General features: G+C 68.2%; 19 protein-coding genes and 1 tRNA gene. 10 read left to right on the plus strand and 10 right to left on the minus strand.

Annotation, left to right across the window (positions count from 1 at the left end):
* Positions 1-90 precede the first annotated feature (90 nt).
* The gene (locus tag FB475_RS27625; protein WP_141859538.1) at positions 91-1,617 is read left to right on the plus strand and encodes a helix-turn-helix domain-containing protein; all 1,527 of its coding nucleotides are present in this window, start codon (positions 91-93) and stop codon (positions 1,615-1,617) included.
* Here the strand turns inward: FB475_RS27625 and FB475_RS27630 are convergent.
* A complete protein-coding gene (locus tag FB475_RS27630; protein WP_141859540.1) occupies positions 1,582-2,490 on the minus strand; it encodes an alpha/beta hydrolase in 909 nt (302 codons plus the stop codon). The genes FB475_RS27625 and FB475_RS27630 overlap by 36 nt on opposite strands.
* Before the next feature lie 84 nt (positions 2,491-2,574).
* On the opposite strand from FB475_RS27630, the gene FB475_RS27635 reads away from it, so the two are divergent.
* From FB475_RS27635 to FB475_RS27645, 3 genes are read left to right on the plus strand one after another with little or no spacing between them, the layout of a single operon-like run.
* The gene (locus FB475_RS27635; RefSeq protein ID WP_141859542.1) at positions 2,575-3,201 is read left to right on the plus strand and encodes a TetR/AcrR family transcriptional regulator; all 627 of its coding nucleotides are present in this window, start codon (positions 2,575-2,577) and stop codon (positions 3,199-3,201) included.
* A gap of 41 nt (positions 3,202-3,242) precedes the next feature.
* Positions 3,243-3,851 carry a dihydrofolate reductase family protein gene (locus tag FB475_RS27640; RefSeq protein ID WP_141859544.1) on the plus strand — a complete coding sequence of 203 codons (609 nt, stop codon included), beginning with the start codon at positions 3,243-3,245 and terminating at the stop codon, positions 3,849-3,851.
* Positions 3,852-3,872: 21 nt separating this feature from the next.
* The gene (locus FB475_RS27645; RefSeq protein WP_141859546.1) at positions 3,873-5,102 is read left to right on the plus strand and encodes a deoxyguanosinetriphosphate triphosphohydrolase; all 1,230 of its coding nucleotides are present in this window, start codon (positions 3,873-3,875) and stop codon (positions 5,100-5,102) included.
* Here FB475_RS27645 and FB475_RS27650 read toward each other — a convergent pair.
* Positions 5,064-6,926: a sialidase family protein gene (locus FB475_RS27650; protein ID WP_238332449.1), complete on the minus strand. Its 1,863-nt coding sequence runs from the start codon at positions 6,924-6,926 to the stop codon at positions 5,064-5,066. The genes FB475_RS27645 and FB475_RS27650 overlap by 39 nt on opposite strands.
* A 96-nt stretch (positions 6,927-7,022) precedes the next feature.
* Here FB475_RS27650 and FB475_RS27655 point away from each other — a divergent pair, with 96 nt between their 5' ends.
* Positions 7,023-8,261, plus strand: a complete 1,239-nt coding sequence (locus FB475_RS27655; RefSeq protein WP_141859550.1) for an NAD(P)/FAD-dependent oxidoreductase — start codon at positions 7,023-7,025, stop codon at positions 8,259-8,261.
* Here FB475_RS27655 and FB475_RS27660 read toward each other — a convergent pair.
* Positions 8,258-9,100 carry a TolB family protein gene (locus FB475_RS27660; protein WP_141859552.1) on the minus strand — a complete coding sequence of 281 codons (843 nt, stop codon included), beginning with the start codon at positions 9,098-9,100 and terminating at the stop codon, positions 8,258-8,260. The two genes, FB475_RS27655 and FB475_RS27660, sit on opposite strands and share 4 nt — an antisense overlap.
* A 40-nt stretch (positions 9,101-9,140) precedes the next feature.
* On the opposite strand from FB475_RS27660, the gene dnaG reads away from it, so the two are divergent.
* Positions 9,141-11,078 (plus strand): DNA primase, encoded by a 1,938-nt coding sequence (gene dnaG / locus FB475_RS27665; RefSeq protein ID WP_141859554.1) that lies wholly within the window; start codon positions 9,141-9,143, stop codon positions 11,076-11,078.
* Here the strand turns inward: dnaG and FB475_RS27670 are convergent.
* The gene (locus FB475_RS27670) at positions 11,064-11,666 is read right to left on the minus strand and encodes a TetR/AcrR family transcriptional regulator (RefSeq protein WP_185759455.1); all 603 of its coding nucleotides are present in this window, start codon (positions 11,664-11,666) and stop codon (positions 11,064-11,066) included. The two genes, dnaG and FB475_RS27670, sit on opposite strands and share 15 nt — an antisense overlap.
* A 91-nt stretch (positions 11,667-11,757) precedes the next feature.
* Here FB475_RS27670 and FB475_RS27675 point away from each other — a divergent pair, with 91 nt between their 5' ends.
* On the plus strand, positions 11,758-12,876 hold the full coding sequence (locus tag FB475_RS27675) for an FAD-dependent oxidoreductase (protein WP_141859558.1): 1,119 nt from the start codon (positions 11,758-11,760) through the stop codon (positions 12,874-12,876).
* Here the strand turns inward: FB475_RS27675 and FB475_RS27680 are convergent.
* Positions 12,854-13,846, minus strand: coding sequence for a phosphotransferase enzyme family protein (locus tag FB475_RS27680; RefSeq protein ID WP_141859560.1), 993 nt, complete (start codon positions 13,844-13,846; stop codon positions 12,854-12,856). The genes FB475_RS27675 and FB475_RS27680 overlap by 23 nt on opposite strands.
* Positions 13,847-13,987: 141 nt before the next feature.
* Here FB475_RS27680 and FB475_RS27685 point away from each other — a divergent pair, with 141 nt between their 5' ends.
* The gene (locus tag FB475_RS27685) at positions 13,988-15,640 is read left to right on the plus strand and encodes a M28 family peptidase (RefSeq protein ID WP_141859562.1); all 1,653 of its coding nucleotides are present in this window, start codon (positions 13,988-13,990) and stop codon (positions 15,638-15,640) included.
* 54 nt (positions 15,641-15,694) lie between these two features.
* Here FB475_RS27685 and FB475_RS27690 read toward each other — a convergent pair whose 3' ends face one another.
* Entirely contained in the window at positions 15,695-17,365 is a 1,671-nt protein-coding gene (locus tag FB475_RS27690) for an alkaline phosphatase family protein (RefSeq protein ID WP_202878524.1), read from the minus strand.
* A gap of 418 nt (positions 17,366-17,783) precedes the next feature.
* On the opposite strand from FB475_RS27690, the gene FB475_RS27695 reads away from it, so the two are divergent.
* Positions 17,784-18,188 (plus strand): nuclear transport factor 2 family protein, encoded by a 405-nt coding sequence (locus FB475_RS27695; protein ID WP_141859566.1) that lies wholly within the window; start codon positions 17,784-17,786, stop codon positions 18,186-18,188.
* 55 nt (positions 18,189-18,243) lie between these two features.
* Here the strand turns inward: FB475_RS27695 and FB475_RS27700 are convergent, their stop codons facing one another.
* The 4 genes from FB475_RS27700 to FB475_RS27715 form a co-directional block, all read right to left on the minus strand.
* On the minus strand, positions 18,244-18,663 hold the full coding sequence (locus FB475_RS27700; protein WP_141859568.1) for a GCN5 family acetyltransferase: 420 nt from the start codon (positions 18,661-18,663) through the stop codon (positions 18,244-18,246).
* A 104-nt stretch (positions 18,664-18,767) separates the two neighbouring features.
* Positions 18,768-19,322, minus strand: coding sequence for a hypothetical protein (locus FB475_RS27705; RefSeq protein ID WP_141859570.1), 555 nt, complete (start codon positions 19,320-19,322; stop codon positions 18,768-18,770).
* Between the two features lie 101 nt (positions 19,323-19,423).
* Positions 19,424-20,323: an SDR family NAD(P)-dependent oxidoreductase gene (locus FB475_RS27710; RefSeq protein WP_141859572.1), complete on the minus strand. Its 900-nt coding sequence runs from the start codon at positions 20,321-20,323 to the stop codon at positions 19,424-19,426.
* 522 nt (positions 20,324-20,845) lie between these two features.
* Positions 20,846-20,919 (minus strand) — tRNA-Ile (locus tag FB475_RS27715).
* A 226-nt stretch (positions 20,920-21,145) separates the two neighbouring features.
* Between FB475_RS27715 and FB475_RS36970 the strand changes: the two genes are divergently transcribed.
* A complete protein-coding gene (locus FB475_RS36970; RefSeq protein ID WP_185759456.1) occupies positions 21,146-21,283 on the plus strand; it encodes a hypothetical protein in 138 nt (45 codons plus the stop codon).
* Positions 21,284-21,781 lie beyond the last annotated feature (498 nt).

A 21,781-nucleotide genomic window follows, 5' to 3' on the forward strand; every position in this document is an offset into this window, starting at 1 on the left:
GGGTCCTTCGGAGTTCGCGCGTGACGTTCGCTACGCTCGTACCGGCGGGTCGGTGCAGTGATATCTCACATGTGAGATATGGTCCGGGACATGACCGATGACTACCTGAGCCGGATCGGAAACCTCATCCGGGACGCCCGCAAGCACCGCGGCTGGACGCAGACGCAGCTCGCGGAAGTACTGAACACCAGCCAGAGCGCGGTGAACAGGATCGAGAAGGGTCATCAGAACCTCACCCTCGAGATGCTCGCCCGGATCGGCGAGGCGCTCGACTCCGAAATTGTCTCTCTCGGTGGCGGCCCGGTCCACCTCCGTGTGGTCGGCGGCCGGCAACTTTCCGGTGCGATCGACGTCAAGTCCAGCAAGAACGCCGGCGTCGCGCTGCTCTGCGCGTCGTTGCTCAACAAGGGCCGTACGACGCTGCGCAAGGTCGCCCGGATCGAAGAGGTCAACCGGCTGCTCGAGGTGCTGAACTCGATCGGCGTGAAGACCACCTGGCTGAACGATGCCGGTGACCTGGAGATCGTTCCGCCGGCGCGGCTCGACCTGACCTCGATGGACGCCGACGCGGCCCGCCGTACCCGCTCCATCATCATGTTCCTCGGCCCGCTGCTGCACCGCGAGGACGCGTTCGAGCTGCCGTACGCCGGTGGCTGTGACCTCGGTACCCGTACCGTCGAACCGCACATGACCGCGCTGCGGCCGTTCGGCCTCGAGGTGAAGGCGACCGGCGGTCAGTACCACGCGCTGGTCAACCGGGCGATCACGCCGGGCAAGCCGATCGTGCTGACCGAGCGCGGCGACACCGTGACCGAGAACGCGATCATGGCCGCGGCCCGTTTCGACGGCGTCACCGTGATCCGCAACGCCAGCCCGAACTACATGGTCCAGGACCTGTGCTTCTACCTCGACCTGCTCGGCGTGAAGATCGACGGCATCGGGACCACCACGCTGACCGTGCACGGCAAGGCCGACATCGACGTGGACGTCGACTACGCGCCGTCCGAGGACCCGATCGAGGCGATGAGCCTGCTCACCGCGGCGATCGTGACCAAGTCCGAGATCACCATCCGCCGGGCGCCGGTGGAGTTCCTCGAGATCGAGCTCGCACTGCTCGAGGAGATGGGTCTGGACTACGACCGCAGCACCGAGTACCTGGCCGAGAACGGCCGGACCCGGCTGGTCGACCTGACCACCCGGCCGTCGAAGCTGCACGCGCCGATCGACAAGATCCACCCGATGCCGTTCCCGGGCCTGAACATCGACAACCTGCCGTTCTTCGCGGTGATCGCGGCGACCGCGACCGGGCAGACGCTGATCCACGACTGGGTCTACGAGAACCGCGCGATCTACCTGGCCGACCTGAACAAGCTCGGCGGCCGGGTCAAGCTGCTCGACCCGCACCGGGTGATGGTCGAGGGCCCGACGCACTTCTCCGGCGCCGAGATGATGTGCCCGCCGGCGCTCCGCCCGGCCGTGGTCGCGCTGATCGCGATGCTGGCCGCGAAGGGTACGTCGGTGTTGCGCAGCATCTACGTGATCAACCGCGGGTACGAGGACCTGGCCACCCGGCTGAACTCGCTAGGCGCTCAGATCGAAACCTTCCGGGACATCTGAGTCTGCGTCCTGGAGGAAAGCCACTGCCTCGGCGATCACCGCGGGGTCCGAGAGGATCTTGCGGTGGCCGAGGCCGGTCGTCGGCAGGAAGTGCGCGTGCTCGCCGTACTTGCGCAGTAGCACCTGTGCCTGCGCGGGGTCGACGACGTCGTCCTCGTCGTTGTGGATCACCAGGAGTTCGGTCTTGCCGGTGCTGACCGAGAACCGGGTCCACACGTCGGGGTCGCCGTCGAAGTACCCGCGCTCGATCGACCGCCGGAGCGCGCGGTTGAGCTTCGGGCCGAGGCCGAGTTCGGCGCAGAACGTGTCGGCGAGGTACCCGAAGTCCGCGACCCCGCTGATCATCACCATCCGTTTGGCCGCGACGCCCTCGCGGACCGCATAGAGCGCGAACGGTACGCCGAGCGAGTGCGCGATCACGCCCTCGAACGGACCGTGCCGCTCCTCCAGCGCCTGGATGATCCGCTGGTGCCCGAGGATCGACGTGACCTCGCCGTCGGAGTCGCCGTGCGCGGGAGCGTCGTACGAGACCGGGCTGTACCCGAGCTCGAGCAGCCGCGTGATGAACCCCGCGTACCGCGAAGCCCGCGACCGCCACCCGTGCACCAGCAACACCGGCCGCCGCCCATCGCCCCACGAATACGTCCGCACCCCCACCCCGGCCGGTGTCCGCGCGCGGCCGCCGGCCGCTGAGCCGGGGCCGACGGCATCGTGGATGATCTCGACCTTCGCCGCGGCGTGAACCATCTGCTCGTCGGCGCGGACCCGCCCGCGGGCGAGCGGCCGGCGCCACAGGTTGAATGCGAGCCGCCCACCGAGCCGCGGCGACACGGCTCCGATTGTCTGCAGTCCGGTACTGACGAGCTTCTGCATGGCTACCCCTTCAGCAAACTATACGAACGGTCGTATTATTAGTTTGTCAGGTGAGCGACGTCAACACCATTAGGATCTGGAGCCGTGGAGAAGGTCGACGGACGGTTGGTGCGCGGTGACCAGACCCGGCGTGCGGTGCTGCGCCGGTCGGTCGACATCGCCTCGGTCGACGGGCTCGAGGGCTTGTCGATCGGCCGGCTCGCGGCCGACCTCGGGATCAGCAAGAGCGGCCTGTTCGCACACTTCGGCTCCAAGGAGGAGCTGCAGCTCGCCACCATCCGCGCCGCCCGGCGGATCTACGCGGACACGGTCGTCACACCGGCGTTCGAGGTCGAGCCTGGGTTGGGACGCGTCTGGGCGCTGAGCGCCTGCTGGCTGGAGTACTCACGGCAGCGCGTGTTCCCCGGCGGCTGCTTCTTCCAGAAGGTCTCCCACGAGTACGCCGGCCGCGAAGGCGCCGTCCACGACGCGCTGCTCGAGGTGCATTGGGAGTGGATGAAGCTCCTCGAGGACGTCGTACAAGCGGCCATCGACCGCGGCGAGCTCACCGGCGACGCCAAACAACTGGCCTTCGATCTGAACGCATACTACGAAGCCGCGAACTTTGCCTCACTCCTGCAAGGTGACCTGGCGGGGTACGACCAGGCGCGCCAGGCCATCCGCACGCGACTGGAGTCGGCTGTCGTTCCGGGTACGCCGACGCCCTGGTGAGCCCGCAGATTTCTGTCGGTGGGCGTCCCTAGGTTGGGGCTATGCGGCCTCATGTGGTGGCTCAGTTGGCCATCTCGCTGGACGGGGCGACGTCGGGGTTCGACGTCGATCTCGCGCGGTTCTATGCGCTGGCGACCCTGTGGCAGGAGGATGTGACGCTGGTCGACGCGGCCACGATCGTTGCCCAGGAGAACGAAGTCCGCGCCGCGCCCCGCCGCGGCACCCGCGCCGACGGCCCGCTGCTCGCTGTCGTCGACGACCGCGCCCGCATCCAGACGTGGGACGCACTCCGCGAGCTCGGCTACTGGTCCGACGTACTGGCCCTGTACGCCGACCGCACTCCGCCGCGCCCACCGGACGCGACGACCCGCGAACTGGTCACCGGGTACGAAGACGTCGACCTGCTGGAAGCCCTCACAGCCCTGGGTCGCCGGGGCGTACGGACCGTGCGCGTAGAGTCGCCGACTCTGACCAGCACCTGTCTGGACCAAGAGCTCGTGGACGAGCTCGCCCTGCTCATCCACCCGGTGCTGACCGGCGGAGAACCCTGGTACGACACCCGTCGCCTCAACCTGCAGCACGCCGGCACCGAGGTCTTCAAGGACGGCGTCATCTGGATCCGGTACTGCGTTCACCCGGAATGTCGGTAGCCGTCGCTACTGTGGGCGGTGATGAGGAAGCAGCATGACGGGTACGACGAGCACGACGCGGAGCGGTGGGTCGCGGAGCCGGTGAAGCGGCCGGGGCGGACGGCGTTCGCGCGTGATCGCGCGCGGGTGCTGCACAGCGCGGCGCTGCGCCGGTTGGCGGCGAAGACGCAGGTCGTGATGGCCGGCAGCGACGACTTCGTCCGGAACCGGTTGACCCACAGCCTCGAGGTCGCGCAGATCGGGCGTGAGCTCGCGGCGACGCTCGGCTGCGATCCCGACATCGTCGACGCGGCCTGCCTGGCGCATGATCTCGGGCATCCGCCGTTCGGCCACAACGGCGAACGGGCGCTGGATCAGGTGGCCGCTGACATCGGCGGCTTCGAGGGCAACGCGCAGACGCTGCGGTTGCTGACTCGCCTCGAGTCCAAGACGTTCGACGCCGCCGGCCGCAGCGTCGGGCTGAACCTCAGCCGCGCAACGCTCGACGCCGCGACGAAGTACCCATGGGCACGGCGTCCTGGTGAGCGGAAGTTCGGCGTGTACGACGACGACCTCGCGGTGTTCACATGGTTGCGTCCGGGCGTGGGGGAGCGGCGCTGCCTCGAGGCGCAGGTGATGGACTTCGCCGACGACGTCGCGTACTCCGTCCACGACGTCGAGGACGGGATCGTCGCCCACCACATCGACCTGGCCGCGGTCGACACGGTGCGCGAGCCGTACTGGGAGACGGTCCGGCAGATGTACTTGCCAGAGGCAAGCGATGCCGAGTTGGACGAAGGCTGGGCGCGGCTCCGGGCGCTGCGGTATTGGCCGGCCGCCCCGTTCGACGACAGCCGGCGGGCTCTCGCCGGACTGAAGGATCTGACCAGCGAACTGATCGGACGGTTCGCCACGGCCGCGGAGCAGGCGACACACGCGGTGTTCGGCAACTCGCGCCTGATCCGGTACGAGGCGGACCTGGTGGTGCCGCCCGGGATCCGCACCGAGATCGGGTTGCTGAAGGGCATCGGGATGTACCACGTCCTCAAGTCGCCGGAACGCCAGGCCCGCCGGGCCTCTCAGCGCGAGCTCCTCACCGAGTTGGTGGAAACCCTCTGGACGACGGCCCCGCGGCACCTGGACATCCCGTTCCAGTCGGACTTCGCGGAGGCAACCGACGACAACAGCCGCCTCCGCGTCGTCATCGACCAGGTAGCGAGCCTGACCGACCCCTCAGCCCTGGCCTGGCACGAGCACTTGGTCAAGCGGTAGGTCGAGGCCGAGCCGGTTGTTGTTGGGTGTGTTGTGCAGGCGGATCTCCTCCAGTTCGTCCGTGGAGAGTGCCCGGCGGTAGACGCGAACCTCGTCGAGCGAGCCCTGGAAACGGTTGGCTCCGTCGACCCGTTGGCCGACGTGGATTCCCTGGACGCCGAACTCCTTGCCGGCCGTGACAGAGCCCGGAGGAGCCGTCGCCGAGCCGGTCTCGGTGCCGTCGACCAGGAGGCGGAGTGTGCCGTCCGCGCGTTCCAGGACGACGTGATGCCACTGGTTGTCGTTGTACGCCGACGCCGACTGGACCGTCACGTTGAACCGGTCGACCGCCAGCAACGCGCGGATCCGCTTGCTCTCCGGCTCCGCCCGCAACCACACCTGCGGCGTACTGCCCGACCCGGTCCGATAGGCCCAGAGAATCGCGTGTGACCCGGTCGTCGACCCGTACTTGATCCACGTCATCAGCGTGAAGTCATCCGCACCGAGGTCGATCGAGCGGTCGAACGGCACCTCGACGTAGTCGTCCACTCCGTCCAGCGGCAGCCCGTTCCCGAACTTGCCCTCGGCAACAGTTGCGCCACCGCGCACGTATGCCGGATTGTGGCCCGGTCCGACATCGGGAGTCAGCGGACCCGGCGCGGGCGGAGCCGGAATGCCCGGCGGCGTCCCGTTCGGCGTCGACAGGTACGCCTCGTTGAACCGCGCCCAGCGGATCGACTCGTACGGCGTCGCGACGCCCGCCTCGTACAACAGTCCGGCCTGATCGCCGTCCAGCCGCACCAGGTCGGAGTACGCCGAGGGGCCCCACCAGAACACTTTGCCCTGTTCCCAGGTCCCGAACGTCCGTGCTTCGTCGTACGACGACCGTACCGTCATCACCTCGCGCGCTGCCGGATGCGCCGGCGCCGAGAACAGGATCCGGTGCGCGTCGAACCGCAGCAGCGCCCCTTGGACGTCCGGCATCACCAGTTTCGGAATCGTCCGGAACGGCTTGTCGAACGTCTGCCCGCCGTCGCTGCTGATCGCGTACGCGCGGTTGCCCGGATCGGTCCCGCGTTCCCGGGCGAGCGCATAGATCCGCCCGTCCCGCAGCTCGACGACCGTGACCTCCTGGGCGATCACCTTCCCGTCGTCCCGCGATGTGGTCGCGCCGATGTGCCACGTCTCGCCCGAGTCGTCGGAGTACAGCAGGTGGGTCCCGTAGACGTGCGGCCCGACCCCGTCGTACGTCTCGAAGTTCGCGCCGACGATCAGCCGGCCGGCGTGCGATCCGTGTTCGAGCTGGATGCCGTGCATCGGGCCGGTCGCGTACCAGAAGTTCCAGCTCGGCAGTTTCGCGTCGGTGAGTTCGCGTGGCGCGGTCCAGGTGGCCCCGTTGTCGTCGCTGGTCTGGACGTACGGGTCCCGGTCGCAGCCGTTCGTGCACGGCTCCGGGCCGTTGTGCGTCGACACGAGGACAATCCGGCCTGTCCGCTGGTCGACAATCGGGACAGGGTTGCCGTTGGTACTGCCGTTGCCGTCGGAGACCACCTGCAGCGGTCCCCAGGTCTTGCCGCCGTCGGACGACCGGCGCAGCACGATGTCGATGTCGCCGTCGTCACCGCAGTCCGCGACGCGGCCCTCGGCGAACGCGAGCACGTCGCCGTTCGTGGCATGCACGACCGCCGGGATCCGGAAGCACGAGTACCCCTCGGTCTTCTGCTGGAACAGCACGCTGTCCTCGACGAACGGGGCGGCTCCTCCGGCATGGGCAGGCGGGGCGGTGAGACTGACGAACACGAGCAGGGCGGCGGTCGCGAGACGGCCCGGTGTGAGTACGCGCATGACTCTCCAGGAGGACATAGGACGTCTGATGTCCTGCACCAACGTAGTCATCCGGGCAGTCACCGACAAGAGTTCGGCCAGGACTAGAGTGCGTGCATGGCTGATGAACAGATCGTGATCGTCGGAGCGAGCCTTGCGGGTGCGACCGCGGCCGAGACCCTTCGGAAGAACGGCTGGACGGGTGGCATCGTCCTGATCGGCACCGAGTCGTCACTGCCGTACGAGCGGCCCCCGTTGTCGAAGGACGTCCTTCTCGGCAAGGCCGAGACCGGTTCCGCGCAGCTGCACGACCAGCAGTGGTACGACGACAACACGATCGACCTCCGCCTCGGTACGACGGTGACCGCGATCGACCCCGCCGCGCACACGGTCACCCTCGACGACGGCTCCCACGTCTCGTACGGCAAGCTCCTGATCGCCACAGGCAGCCGGGTCCGCGAGCTCGACGTACCGGGTGCCGACCTGCCGGGCGTGCACTACCTGCGCACCGCCGAGGAGTCGCAGGCGTTGACCGACGCCTACGCCGCGAAGCCGCGGGTGGTCGTCGTCGGCGCCGGGTGGATCGGCCTGGAGGCCGCGTCCGCGGCCCGCGAGCGTGGCTGCGAGGTGACGGTCGTCGAACCGCAGGAGACCGCGCTGGCCGCCGTGCTCGGCAAGGAGGTCGGTGAGCTCTTCGCCGAGTTCCACCGGCAGCACGGAGTGCAGTTCCGGTTCGGGACCGGGGTGGAAGGGTTCGAGGGGACCGACAAGGTCACCGGTGTGAAGGTCACCGGCGGCGAGGTGATTCCGGCGGATCTGGTGATCGTCGGGGTCGGCGTCCGCCCGAACACCGAGCTCGCCGAGGCGGCCGGTATCGAGGTCGCGACGCCCGACAACGGTTCCGGCATCGTCACCGGCCCGGACCTGCAGACGAAGGTCGCGGACGTGTACGCGGCCGGCGACGTGGTGCGCTGGGACCACCCGCTGTTCGGCCGGTCGGTCCGCGTCGAGCACTGGCAGAACGCGAAGGACACCGGCGCCGCGGCCGCGAAGTCGATGCTCGGCCAGGACGTGTCGCACGACGCGATCCCGTTCTTCTTCACCGACCAGTACGACCTCGGCATGGAGTACGTCGGCGAGGTCCCGCGCGGGACGTCGTACCAGGTCGTGCTGCGCGGCGACCCGAAGTCCGGCGCCTACGTGGCGTTCTGGCTCGACGACGACCGCCACGTGCTGGCCGGCATGCACGTCAACACCTGGGGCGCGACCGACGGCATCCGCGAGCTGATCCGCTCCGGCAAGCAGGTCGACCCGTCCCGCCTGGCCGACACCTCCGTCGAGCTGTCCGAGGTCTAGAGCGGGTAGGTGACGTACGCGAACGACGAGCCGTCCGGCGACCAGCTGGGGACGTTCATCGTGCCCTGGCCGCCGAACAGGCTCGTCAGTTCGCGGATCTCACCGTCCCTGGTGAGCAGCCGGAGCCGGACGTCCTCGATGTCGGCCGGGTGGCCCTCGGTGCCGGGCGGGAAGCTCACGTAGGCGATCGCGGTCCCGTCCGGCGACGGGTGCGGGAACCAGTTGACGCGCTCGTCGTCGGTCAGCTGCTCGACCGTCCCACCCTTGATCCGGAACAGCTGCGCGTGGCCGGCGCGCTCGGAGTTGAAGTAGATCCACTCGCCGTCCGGCCCGTACTCCGACCCGTCGTCGGCGTACTCGTCGTCGGTCACCTGGACGTCGGCACCACCCGCGGCCGGGATCGTCCACACGTTGGTGATCCGCTGGTCGCCGACCCACTCCAGCCCGATGTAGGCGAGCGTCGTACCGTCCGGAGAGACGCCGTGCAGGTAGTGGCGGAAGCCCTCGCCGCGGTCGTTCGTCACCCGGCGCCCGGGACCGCCCTCGATCGGCACCGCGTAGATGTGCCCGTCCTCGGCCGACACGTAGACGGTCCGCCCGTCCGGGCTGACCACGTGGTCGTTGTTGATCGGCGGCACCCCGCCGAGCTCGATCTCCTCCAGCCCATCGGCCACCCGGTACAGCAGCCCGTTGCCATTGACAACCAACGTGCCGTCGGGCAGCCAGTTCGGCGCCTCGAACAGCACCTCGCCGGAGCTGAACACCAGGCGGTGCTCGTTGCTCGCGACGTCGACGACGTACAGCTCGGACCGCTGACCTTGGCGAAGGGTACGTGGCATACCGGTCAACCTACGTGATCGGCCGGGCTAGACTCGCGGGGTGGCAGGCCGGATCAAGGAAGAGGACATCGCGCTGGTGCGCGAGCGGGCCCGGATCGACGACGTCGTGGGTTCGTACGTGACCTTGAAGAACGCCGGCGGAGGCAACCTGAAGGGTCTCTGCCCGTTCCACGACGAGAAGTCGCCCTCGTTCAACGTCACCCCGGCCCGCGGGTTCTTCTACTGTTTCGGCTGCCAAGAGGGCGGCGACGTGATCGACTTCATCCAGAAGGTCGACCAGATCACGTTCTCCGAGGCGGTCGAGACGCTGGCCGCGAAGGTCGGCATCCAGCTCCGGTACGAGGACTCCGGCGCGCCGGTGCAGCGCGGCCCGGGGAACCAGCGGCCCCGGCTGGTCGAGGCCCACAAGGTGGCCGCCGAGTTCTACGTCGACAACCTGTTCACCGCGCCCGAGGCGTCGCTCGGGCGGCAGTTCCTGGACCAGCGCGGCTTCGACAAGGATGCCGCCGTACAGTTCGGCGTCGGGTTCTCGCCGCGCGGTGGAGAGGCGCTGGTCAGCCACCTCCGCGGCCGTGGCTTCACGAACGCCGAGCTGGTCGCGTCCGGCCTGGCCGCCGACGGCCAGCGCGGGCTGTACGACCGGTTTCGCGGCCGGCTGATGTGGCCCATCCGGGACGCGTCGTCGGACGTGATCGGGTTCGGCGCGCGCCGGTTGTTCGACGACGACCGGATCGAAGCGAAGTACCTGAACACTCCCGAGACCTCGATCTACAAGAAGTCCAAGGTCCTGTACGGCGTGGACCTGGCGCGGCGCGAGATTGCCAAGGGCCGGCAAGCCGTGGTGGTCGAGGGCTATACCGACGTGATGGCCTGTCACCTGGCCGGCGTACAGACCGCGGTCGCCACCTGCGGTACGTCGTTCGGCGACGACCACGCCCGCGTGTTGCGGCAGCTGCTGCTCGACCACGACCAGTTCCGCGGCGAGGTGATCTTCACCTTCGACGGTGACGAGGCCGGTCAGCGGGCGGCCCTCAAGGCGTTCGCGGGGGACCAGGCCTTCGCCGCGCAGACGTACGTCGCGGTCGAGCCGGAAGGGCTGGATCCGTGTGACCTCCGGCTGCAGAAGGGTGACGCGGCGGTCCGCGAGCTGATCGGGCGGCGCGTCCCGCTGTACCGGTTCGTGCTGCGGAACGTGCTGTCGAAGTACGACCTGGACCGCGCGGACACCCGGATCGACGCGCTGCGGGACGCGGCGCGGCTGGTGATCAGCATCCGCGACCGGTCGAAGGTGGACGCCTTCACGCGCGAGCTGGCCGGCCACCTGGGCATGGAGGTCGACCAGGTCCGCACCGAGGTCTACCGCGCCGCGGCGCGTGGCGGCCCCGCGTCCGGCTCGGCGGACCGCACAGCAACCGCCTCGGGTGCGGCGTCCGGTGTGGCGGCCCAGGTCGCAGCTCCTGGGGCCGTCGCGCCCGCACCGCGCAACGACATTCCCTCGCCGCGGGACCAGCGGTTCGTGATCGAGTGGGACGTCCTGAAGCTCGCCATGCAGTACCCGGCCCTGGTCGGCACGGCGTTCGACGAGCTCGACGACCACGACTTCACCCACCCCTGGCTGGCCGCGATCCGGGCCGGCATGTCGAAGGCGGGCGGCCCCGCCGCGGCGCCGCCCGGCGAGGCCTGGGTGGTCGCCGTCCGCGACGCGATCGGCAACGACCCGGCCGCCGCGGTCGTCGGCGCGCTCGCGGTCGACCCGCTCCGCCTCGGCCGCGAACCCGACGAGCCGTACGCGCTCGCGCTGCTCGCCCGGCTGCAGGAGCTGACCTGCGCCCGCCGGATCGCCGACCTGAAGTCGAAGCTGCAGCGCACCAACCCGATCGACCGCGCCGACGAGTACAACCGGATGTTCGGCGAACTGATCGCGCTCGAGGCCTACAAGGCCGAGCTCCGCAACAAGGCGATCTCAGGGGCCCTTTAGGTGTGACACCAGCCGCGCGACCTCGGCGGCGTACTTCTCGCTGAAGTCCTCCGCCTCCGGGTCCAGGCCGAGCGCACGGGCTATCTGCGGGAAGACGACCGGCGCCGATGCCAGGCCGAACAGCGCAAGACCGGTGTAGGCAACGTCGAGGTCGGGGGCGAGCTCGCCGTCGGACTGCCGCTCGCGGAACTCGTCGATCATGGCCTGGAACCGGGTGCGCTGCCCTTCCGCGTCGAGCGGAGCGCTGACCCGGTCGACGGCCTGGCGGACCAGCAACCGGAGCAGATCGGGCTGCGCGATCGACGTCCGGGCGTAGGCGCCGACCACCTCGCCGAGCGTCTCCGCGCCCTCGGCAATGTCCGGCTCGCCTGCCCGCCAGCGGTCCGCGACCGCCTTGTACAGACCCTCCTTGCCGCCGAAGTAGTACGAGATCAGCTGTTTGTTGACGCCGGCCCGGGCCGCGATCTCGCTGACCCTGGCGCCGCCGAACCCGTGCAGGCCGAACTCGATCACCGCCGCGTCCAGCAGCTGCTGCTTGCTGCGCTCGGGGTCGCGCTGCCGCTCCTCGGGGCCTGGTGATCTGCGCACGAAAATCATCCTAGCGGACTGCCATCCGGCGTGCTAACTTAATCAACCAGACGGATGACAAAGTTTGCTGAACGGATGATTGGAGCCGGAGATGAAGGTCGCGATCGTGGGTGCGGGGATCGGCGGGCTGGCGCTCGCGCAGGGGCTGGCGAAGGCCGGTGTGGACGTCGCGGTGTACGAGCGCGATCCCTCCCCGCAGCACCGCAAGCAGGGGTATCGGATCCACATCAGCAACGTGGGGGAGCAGGCGCTCGCGGAGACATTGCCGGATGCGGTGCGGCGGCGGGTGATCGCGACCGCAACACATCCAGGGGACCTGGTGGCGGGGTTCGACGCGCAGTTGAACACGCAGTTCGAGCAGGTGTTCCCGGTCGCCGGGCCGGACGCCGTGACGTCCGTGGATCGGTATGCGTTTCGTCGCGCGCTGATGACCGGGCTGGACGACGTGCTGCAGTTCGGCCGGCAGTTCTCGTCGTACGCCGAGACCGACGAGGGTGTCGAGATCGCCTTTGCGGACGGGAGTTCCGCGACGGCCGATGTGCTCGTCGGTGCGGACGGGGTGGGGTCGCGGGTGCGGTCACAGCTGGTGCCGTCGCAGGACGTGCGTGACATCGGCGTGCGCTGCATCTACGGGAAGGTGCCGTTGACGTCGGCCGTTCGGTCGCTCGCGCCGGAGGCGTTTCTGCGCGGGTTCTGTTTCGTAGGCGACGGGGCCGGACTCGGTACTGCGTTCGGGCCCGTGATGTTCCGGGAACCGCCGGCGGAGTACGGCGACTACCTGATGGCCGTGCTGACCGGGACGAACGCGGTGCTCGGCGCGTCGGACGAGGAGCTGTTCGCGATGTCTCCCGGTGACCTGTGGGCTCTCGTGCAGCGGCTGGTCGGCGACTGGCATCCGTCGGTCCGCGCCCTGCTCGACGCGGGAGAGCCGGAGGCGGCGTTCCCGATCACGTTGCGGACGTGCATCACGGTGCCGACCTGGTCGTCGTCACGCGTCACGATGCTGGGGGACGCCGTTCACCCGATGACCCCGGCCGCGGGGGCCGGCGCGAACACGGCGTTATGGGACGCGGCGCGGTTGACGCGGGCGCTGACGTCGGAGGAGGACCTTGCGACGTACCAGAAGGACGTTGTGGCGAACGGCCAGGCGATCGTCACCGAGTCGCTGCACAACGCCGAGCGACTGTTCAACGTCTCGATCCCGGTCTGAGCCGCTCCTGCAGTTCGGGCAATCGGTCGAGGATCTGAAGGGAGGCGGCATGGCGGGCGCGGGCGTAGAGCTCGAGCGATGGGGAAACGGGAGGTGGCTCGGACAGCGGGAACGTCGAGCCGATGGTGTGTGCGCAACCGACGGCGATGGCGGACATGAGGTCGTCCACACGAGCCGCGGGATGCTCCTCGCGGTAGGCGTCGAGCAGTACGCCGAAGCCGTCGATCCACTGGTCGCCGAGCATCACCGTGCGCGGGTCGGCGCCGATCCGCGCGATCTCCCAGGCGACGAAGCGCGGTCGGGGCGGCTGGAAGTCGATCACCGCGGCGACGGCATCGCCCTTCAGCATCAGGTTCGGCGAGGCAAGGTCTCCGTGCAGGACCTGCACGATCAAGGCAGGCAGCCCCGCGAGGATCCTGCCGACCCGCCCAAGCAACGCTCGCCGTTCCTTCGCAGCCTCGCACGCCCACTCTTCGAACGGGCTCAGCTCGTCGCGCGCTTGCAAGCCCGTGATCAGCTGGTCGAACTGCATCTTGGACCGCTCGAGGTCTCGCGCCTCGGTAGCCGGTCTGAGCGTTGGTTTTGCGGCCGGATGTTCCGCAAGCCGCCGATGCAACCGTCCGAGCACGGCACCAACCGCGGGCCAGCGCTCCCCGGTGATGCCACCCTCGGCCGTCTCCCCGTCCACGAACTCCCACAACGACATCGGCACCCGCTCGTCGATCACCGCCCCACCCAACGTCGGCCGCACCCGAGCAACCGGCACCGCCCCACGCCCGGCATACGCCGTCAGCTCGATGGCTGCCCGCTCGTGCGCGAGGTTCCCGCGATAAACCTTCGCGAACCACCGCCGTCCGTCGTTGTCGACAATCCGATAGTTGAGGGTATTGGTGCCGGCGTCGATGCGACGCAGCTCGACGGCCTCAAGCCCGTACGACTCCCGCAGCAGCTGCCCGAGTTCGGTCGGCATGGGAGATGACAGTCCTGTCATGTGTCGTGTCAGGTCTTTCAATCGGTGGTGTTCGGGGCGTACTAACGGCAGTAACCGCAGTAGACAGGGCTTGTCGACGACGGTGCCGGCGGGCTTGCGGTCAGGGAGGGAGTAGCGAGGATGAGCCCAAGACTAGGACGACGTCGCGGCTGGGGCCTGACAATGGCGGCCGCCGCCGCGCTGGCCGTCGCCGGAGCCGTGACGCCCGTCGCCTCGAACGCGACCGGTACGGCCGCGACCGCCGGCAACCCGACGGCGTGCGCCAACCGGGTCAACGACACCCCGCGGAAGCTGGTCGACTGCGTCACCCAGACCGATCTCTGGGCCCACATGGTCAAGTTCCAGCAGATCGCGGACGCGAACCCGGGCGCCGACGGCCATCCGTCCCGCAACTCGGGTGAGCCGGGCTACAAGGCGTCGGCCGACTACGTGGCCTCGGTCATGCGCGCGGCGGGCTACAACGTCACGTTGCAGGAATACAAGTTCCCGTACTTCAGCTTCGTCGGCACCCCGGTGCTCCGCGAGGAATCGCCGACCCCGCACTCGTTCGCGATCGGCGTCGACTTCAACCCCGGCCAGGTCGTTGGTACGACGACCGCCAAGCTCCAGCCCGCCGGCGGCACCATCGTGCCCGCGACGCCCACGCCGAGCTCCGCGAGCGGTTGTACGGCCGCTGACTTCGCCGGGTTCGTACCGGGCAACATCGCCCTGATCCAACGCGGCACCTGCACCTTCGCGACGAAGGTCGCGAACGCCGAGGCAGCCGGCGCCACCGCGGCCGTCATCTTCAACGAGGGCAACCCGGGCCGGACCGGCGTCTTCACCGGCGGCCTGTCCGGCAACGAGCACATCCCCGTCATCTTCACGACGTACGACGTCGGCGCCAGTCTCTTCGGTCAGTACGTCCCGGGAACCGGCCCGGTGATGACGGTCGACGTCAAGGCCATCACGGACCCGAACCGTTCCGACTGGAACGTGATCGCCGACTCCAAGGGCGGCGACCCGAACAACATCCTCGTGATCGACGCGCACCTGGACGCGATCTTCGGCGCCGGGATGCTCGACAACGCGTCGGGTTCGGCGACGATCCTCGACATCGCCCAGCAGCTGAAGAACACCAACACCCGGAACAAGCTGCGCTTCATCTGGTTCGGCGGCGAGGAACTCGGCCTGCTCGGCTCCAAGTACTACGTCAGCACGCTTCCCGCCGCGGAACTTGCCAAGATCAAGTTCGACCTGGACGCCGACGTCACCGCCACGCCGAACTACGTCGCCGGTGTTCTCGACCCGAAGGACGGCGTCACGCTGTTCGGCCGCGGACCGGGTACGGCGATGCCGCCGAGCATCTTCGCGCCGTCGGCGATCGGGCGTGACTTCGGCATCGACTACCTGAACTCGATCGGGAAGAACCACATCCTGTTCTCGGCCGATGGCACGGACGCCTTCGAGTTCCAGCTCGCCGGCGTACCGGCGAGCGGCGTACTGACCGGGCAGGACTGCTGCAAGCTCGCGTCGGACGTCGCCCTGTTCGGCGGTACCGAGGGCAACTTCGAGGGCAACGTACCGGGTACCGACGGCGGCTGCGTCGACAACCCGTTCCGCTGGTGCGACAACCTCAGCAACAACGATCCCGTGGTGCTGACCTGGATGTCGAAGACCTTCGCCAACATGGTCGGCCACATGGCCTACGACACGCAGGTCTTCAACGCACCTCGACCCGCCACTGGTCATACCAAGGCGGTTGCACCTGGCAACCACCTTCCAACCAGCTGATCCGGCGACAAACCAGGCTGGGCCCCGGCTTCCCGCCGAGGCCCAGCCTCCCGATCATCGGCGCGTGGCCGGTATTGCGCCCGGAAGTACCCGCGTGCCTTCGACCCGTACGGCGCGCAGGCGGTCGGGATCGAGCCCGAGGAGCGAAAGAATTGTTGGTGCGACCTGCGTCGTCTCGACGGGTGTGCGGACGATCCCGGCGCGGGTGCCCGTACCGCTGACGATCATCAGGACATGCTGGTCGCCGCTGTTCATACCACCGTGCTCGGCGAGTTTGGTCGGCTTCGCGTACACGATGCCTTCCTGCACCTTGCCGAAGACGTCGGGATACCGGCCGTTGCCGACAGGTACGCCGAAGAACCGTGCGACCTGAGCGCCGGCCCAGATGTCCGTCAGACCGGAGTGCTGGACGGTGACAGGCTTCTTGTCGACATTGACGCCCTGCGCGGTGTGGTTCCACAGGTAGCTCTTGACGAAGTTCGCCGCCGCCTGCGAGTTGTCCGAGAGGTACGACTGCCACAGGTCGTCGTTCGTACCCGCGACGATCAAGGTCTTGCTCGGGTGCGTCTTGGCCCATTCGGAGTTGATCGCGTCGACGATCGGACCGTCCTGCACCGTGACGAGCTTGCTCGGATCCTGCGGCGACTGACCGTGCTTCGCGGTGACGATGATTGTCGTCGAGTCGGTCAGGTGCCGCTTCGCGAGTTCGGCGACCATGCGACCGAGTTGCGCGTCGACGGAGGCGAAGGCACTCGCGAGCACTGGTCCCGGCACCAGCTTGCCGTTGACCCGCTGGTATCCACCCGCCTGCGGCGCGCTGGTGGTGTAGCCGCCGTGACCGTCCGGGATCAGGTCGGCCGAGGTCGAGCGAATCTTCTGCGCGACCGACACGGTCTGGAAGTTCATGCCGAAGATCGCCGGCGTACCGACGTGGTCCTTGCCCGAGTGGTCGACACCGTCGATCTCGTTGAGCATCGCCTGAACCTTGTAGCCGTCGTACTGCTTGGTGGCGGCATCGATATGCGCCCAGTCGTCGTCCTGCGGGTACGGCGTACCGTCCGGCATCACGGCCTGCGAGTCGATCTCCGGGCCGAAGAAGTCGTCGATGCTCTGACCCTGCGAACCCGGACCGTTGAACGACAGGTAGACCGCGTGCTTGTCCGACCACGCGGTCCGCAGACCGGCGGCGTGGATCACCTGGAAGATCGAGTTATCGCCCAGGTAGTCCCAGGGCATGATGTTCTGACAAGTCGCAGGGTCGATCGGGAAGGTCGACCGGTCGAACGACGAGGCGTCATTCTTCAGGTTCATGATCAGCGCCGGGTTGCGGTCGACACCGTTCGGCCCGTAGATCGAGCCGTTCTCGTCGAACGACGGAAACGCGTGCGCCGCGCCGGTACTCAGATCCGGTACGCCGGGAAGCGCGTCATCGGGCGAGTCGTAAACAACGTCCCCGCCGGTCGCCGGCCGGCCGGGCGTGCAGGCCGCACCGGGCTCATCGACCTTGTGGCTGTACTCGACGTCGTAGTAGACACCGGTCGACTTCGGATTGCCCCCGGTCATCAGCGCCGTACCACCCGGGTCGGAGTCCGACGGATTCGACGTCGAGGCCCGCGTGTACTCCCGCCCACCGCGCACCAGCTTCGCAAGCGCCGACGTCGGATGAGTTGCGACGTACCAGTCGAGGTCGCTCTGATGCATCCCGTCCACCGAGATCAGCAACACGTGCCTGCCGTACGACGTACTCCCCCCAGGACCGCCCTGCGCCGCCTGAGCACTAGCCCCGCTCAGCGACCCCCCACACAACGCAACAACCGAAGCCGCCACAACTCCGACCACAACCGACCGGCGGTATCTCCACATGGGCTCTCCAGACATCAACCAGCCCGCACCATCCGTGCGCGCCCCCCATGCCTATGCGCCCGCTACAGCCCCCACATGAACCCCAGATGTCCAACACCCACCAATTCCCCAACCCCCTCCCAAGAAACCTGTGCACTTCCTCAGCCACAACTCACATCGCGGTCGCCCTCTCCCGTTCAATCTCCGCGGCACGTGACAGCGTGCCGACCGACAACAGAGGACGACACATATGAGGACAACCCCGGAATCGACCCGCTCACAGGTGTCCGACGATGATGTGATGGCCGTGATGAACCGGTTCTACGCGGCCGAGGCGAAGTACGTCGCCGCAGCCGGCGGCACCGACTTCACCGAGGTAGCAGCCCTCCTGGACCCCGAGGTCGTGCTCTACCAAGCGCCCGGCCTCCCGTTCACCGGCACCGGGACCTGGCGTGGTCACCAAGGCATCCAGTCCTTCTTCGACCGCTTCTCCGAACTTTGGCAGTCAATGGACGTGATCGACGCGCGCTCCGTCGTCGATGGCGACACGGTCGTCATGCTGCTCCACGTCCGCTTCCGCGCCCGCACCACCGGCCGCACAGTCGACACCCGCATCGCCCAGGTCAACACCATCACCAACGGCCGAATCTCCGAGTTCCGCCCGTACTACTGGAACCCATCCGCCATCACCAAAGCCTGCTCCTAACCACCCAGCCGCGCCTCGAGCAGCGTACGGATCTGCCGATGTCCGTGCGCGCGGGTCACGGCCGAAGAGCTTGCCCTCGCAGGATTTCGAGGCGGTTCGCGGGGGAGTCGGGGGCCAGGAAGTCGGGAATCGTGCGTTCGTCGCGTCTGGGCCTGGTCAGGAACTCGACCGGCCATTCGGTCACACGCTCCTGTTTCACGTGCCGGTAGCCACCGTCCTCGGACTCGTCGATGTATTCCCGTTGGAGAACGAGCGCAACCGGTCTTTCTGCGTCGGGTAGCTCGTTGACCGCAGCCTCGGCCTCGGCGAAGGTCGCGAACGCGTAGAAGTAGTCGGCGACGTCCTTCGCGTCGAGGCTGGGACTGCACCACACGCGGTACTCCAGCACCTCGTCCCAGACGTACCCGCCACCGGCGAACGCGTGTGCAGGGTAGGAGCCGACTCGCGTTGCGTCGACCGCATCGGGGTAGGTCATGCGCGAATCGTCGCAGGCCTTGTCCAGCGCCGTCCAACGCTCCCCGGCGCGACCGTGTCCTGCGACGAAGCAGTACCCGGACCGTAAACCTGGCCGCAAATCTGTCAGGCGACGGCCGCGGATCGCTCGGAGCTCGCGACGGCCGGCTCGAGCGAGCCCTGGGTGACGGATCCCTGAGTGACGGCGATTTGGGAGTGGGCGGTTTGGGAGACAAGGGTCGGCGCGACGAGGTCGACGAGGGTCGGCAACGGGAGAACCGGAGCGACCTCGGGAACGGCGTTAAGTACCCGCGACCGAGCGCGCCGACGGGCGATCGCCTCCGCGCTCGTGCCGATGAGGACCGTGAGCAGCAGCGCGACGGTCGTCGTACCCAGCCCGGCGACGGTGACGGCCGAAAACGACCAGCCCGCGCGGATCAGCTCATCGGCGCCCATCACCAAGGTCGTGTTCGCCAGAGCCACCGCAACGAACAGCGTCGCGAAGCACGCGAGCCGCGGCAGCCCGCCCACCAGATGCATACTCACCGCGAGTGCCGCCGCTATGACGACCACGCCGACCGTATAGGCCACCGCAGGCAGCGGACCGCGCGCGAATACGACCCACACGAGATCCAGACCTGTCGCGGTCGCGATCAACGGATACACCAGGAGCATCGCCATCCACCGTCGCGCTGCTCTGTCCTGCATACGCCAGTTCCCCTCCGTTCGTCCGCCGCCGTTCTGGCACTCGGCATTCGCGAGTGCCAATCCCGGATCATGAATTAGCGCGTCCGGTCGGCCTGAGTCAAGCTGGCGAGTTTCTTGCCGTACTTGCGTGTTCGGCGGATGAGACGGGTTGCGAAGTGCGGCAGGACGAGGTTCGTCAGTTGTGCGATCGGCGGGAGGCCGGTGAACCGGGCGACGTAGGACCAGCGCGGGACGACGACGGTGCGCGAGAAGCGTGCGACGAGACAACGTTCGATCGCACCCGCGACGCGGTCCGGGTCGGCGCCGAAGGTGGCGCCGGCGTTGGGACGTACGGCGGATGGCCGCCAGCCCATCGCGTACGGGAGCCACGCGGTGGCAACCACTCCCGGAAGGACCTCATGCACGCGCACGTCGCGCTCTTCACGGCGCAGCGCCGCGACCAGACCGAGCAGGCCGGCTTTGGTTGCCGAGTACAACGACAAGGGTGGCGACGGGGAGAGCGCGAGGGCTGATCCGATCATCACGAGGTCGCCCCGCGTCGTACGCAGATGTGGCAGCGCCAGCCGGGTCAGGTCGGCTGTTGCGAGCAAGTTGGTGGTGATGACCTCGGTGACGCCGTCGCCGTCCAGTTCGTCCAGTCTGCCGATGCGGCCGACTGCTGCGTTGTTCACGAGTGCGTCGAGGCGGCCGTACCGGGCGATGACCTCCGAGATGAGCCGCTCGCGGTCCCGCGCCGTTCCGAGGTCAGCAACCACGACCGCGACCGCACCCTCCGGGCCCGCCGGACGCGGATCGGGAGTTGAGGTCCGCGACAGCCAGGCGGCGCTCAGGCGCGGGGTCTCCCGGGCGCAGATGATGACACGTGCGCCGCGGTTGAGCAGCCGGCGCGCGGTCGCGTAACCGATCCCCGAGGAGCCCCCGGTGATCAGCACGACCCGATCCCGCAGGTCCGCCCGCCCATCCACATCGCGCACTCCGCCGCCCTTCCCCGCACGAACCTGTGCGGTGCCCGCTCAACCACACCAGAAACCAGCGCGCCACCTGCCGCCGGCTTGCATCCGGTTGTATCCGGTCTGAATCGAACCTCCCCGGGCACCGATCAGCCGCCCGCGGAGCGCTCTCGGCGCCAGGACCGCCGCGGCGACGCGATGCTCGTGGCGGGACCTTCGCGCCGGCGGGCACCCTCTACATAGCCACCCGCAGTAACCTCGCCACATCGCTCGCGGAACCTGGTGACCTAGCGGGTATCCCGGCAGCGTCTGGACGTCGACGTCGACAACCTCGAAGTACTTCTCGATGAGCTGGACGAGGTTGGCGCGGGTCCTTGGGTTCCGTCCTTCATCCACCTGGTTGCCACGCTGGCGCTTCCGCGGCTTCCCCGATGCAGCCATGTCTACGCCGTTAGCACGGGTTTATGTCACGCGACATGTCACAGCAGTTGCGATTCGCAGCAGGTCAGAGGTGCAACTGTGTCTCTGACCTGCGGTTTCGCGGGGTAGGGCGGGCGGGACTCGAACCCGCGGCCCAGGGATTATGAGTCCCCTGCTCTAACCAGCTGAGCTACCGCCCCGTGTGCGGGTGATCGTATCTGGTCGTTGCGGTGGCTCGCTTGTCGAGGGTCTTCGAGCACACGGCTCGGTGTCAGGGAACAAGCAATTGCTTGTTCCCTGACACCAGCGGCTGTCGCGCGTTGTGCGGTCCGCGCCGGAGAACCAGGGGTTGGTCAGGGGTTTTACGGAGGGCTGGTTACCGGGGAGCGGGCATGATGGGGGTAGGTCCGGACGAAGGGAATGCCGATGGGCTGGTTCATATTTCTGGTGATCGTGGTGGGCGCGATCGCGGCGTACAAGTACCGCGTGCCGCTGCTGGCGAAGATTCTCGGGCAGCCCGAGCACCGGATCCAGCGAGCAATCGACCGGAAGAAGGGGAAGTAGCACTTCCTCCCCGAGCACACCGAGGCCCTGACCGCCCGAAACGGTCAGGGCCTCGCGTTCACGTGCCGTCGCACGCGAGCATCGTCAGCTCCGGCGACCCGGAGCGAGTTGATGTGCCCCAGAAGCAGGCACGCCACGGTCTGCGCTCAGCCGACCTGTGCTGCGACCACCGACGGCGATGCTGTGATCCCGCCGCCGTCGGTGGTGGGGTGGAGCGAGCTCAATCCGCGGGATCGCCGCGGCGATCCTGATCTTGGGGTGGCTGAGTGCAGCGCCACGGAGTACGGTGTGGATCTCGCGGTCGCGGCCTGTTGGTGTAGTTAGCCGACCTGTACGGCGACCACCGAGGCGGATGCGGTGATTTCGCCGCTGCCGGCGGAGCCGGCGTCGTCGTTGTAGCCGAAGGCGAAGACTTCTACCTTGGTCGCCTTGGTGACGGTGACTACCTTGACGGTCGAGCCGCTGAGTTCGCGGTCCTTCGACGGGGAGATCTCGGCG

The organism is Kribbella jejuensis, from assembly GCF_006715085.1.
Lineage (GTDB): Bacteria > Actinomycetota > Actinomycetes > Propionibacteriales > Kribbellaceae > Kribbella > Kribbella jejuensis.

Bases quoted from the DNA above. Each gene is read 5' to 3' on its own strand.
- FB475_RS27655 (WP_141859550.1), top strand. From the start codon at position 7,023: ATGGCTGATGAACAGATCGTGATCGTCGGAGCGAGCCTTGCGGGTGCG.
- FB475_RS36970 (WP_185759456.1), top strand. From the start codon at position 21,146: ATGGGCTGGTTCATATTTCTGGTGATCGTGGTGGGCGCGATCGCGGCG.
- FB475_RS27700 (WP_141859568.1), bottom strand. From the start codon at position 18,663: ATGACCTACCCCGATGCGGTCGACGCAACGCGAGTCGGCTCCTACCCT.
- FB475_RS27705 (WP_141859570.1), bottom strand. From the start codon at position 19,322: ATGGCGATGCTCCTGGTGTATCCGTTGATCGCGACCGCGACAGGTCTG.
- FB475_RS27680 (WP_141859560.1), bottom strand. From the start codon at position 13,846: ATGCCGACCGAACTCGGGCAGCTGCTGCGGGAGTCGTACGGGCTTGAG.
- FB475_RS27645 (WP_141859546.1), top strand. From the start codon at position 3,873: ATGAGGAAGCAGCATGACGGGTACGACGAGCACGACGCGGAGCGGTGG.
- FB475_RS27630 (WP_141859540.1), bottom strand. From the start codon at position 2,490: ATGCAGAAGCTCGTCAGTACCGGACTGCAGACAATCGGAGCCGTGTCG.
- FB475_RS27660 (WP_141859552.1), bottom strand. From the start codon at position 9,100: ATGCCACGTACCCTTCGCCAAGGTCAGCGGTCCGAGCTGTACGTCGTC.
- FB475_RS27675 (WP_141859558.1), top strand. From the start codon at position 11,758: ATGAAGGTCGCGATCGTGGGTGCGGGGATCGGCGGGCTGGCGCTCGCG.
- FB475_RS27695 (WP_141859566.1), top strand. From the start codon at position 17,784: ATGGCCGTGATGAACCGGTTCTACGCGGCCGAGGCGAAGTACGTCGCC.
- FB475_RS27625 (WP_141859538.1), top strand. From the start codon at position 91: ATGACCGATGACTACCTGAGCCGGATCGGAAACCTCATCCGGGACGCC.
- FB475_RS27685 (WP_141859562.1), top strand. From the start codon at position 13,988: ATGAGCCCAAGACTAGGACGACGTCGCGGCTGGGGCCTGACAATGGCG.
- FB475_RS27640 (WP_141859544.1), top strand. From the start codon at position 3,243: ATGCGGCCTCATGTGGTGGCTCAGTTGGCCATCTCGCTGGACGGGGCG.
- FB475_RS27650 (WP_238332449.1), bottom strand. From the start codon at position 6,926: ATGCGCGTACTCACACCGGGCCGTCTCGCGACCGCCGCCCTGCTCGTG.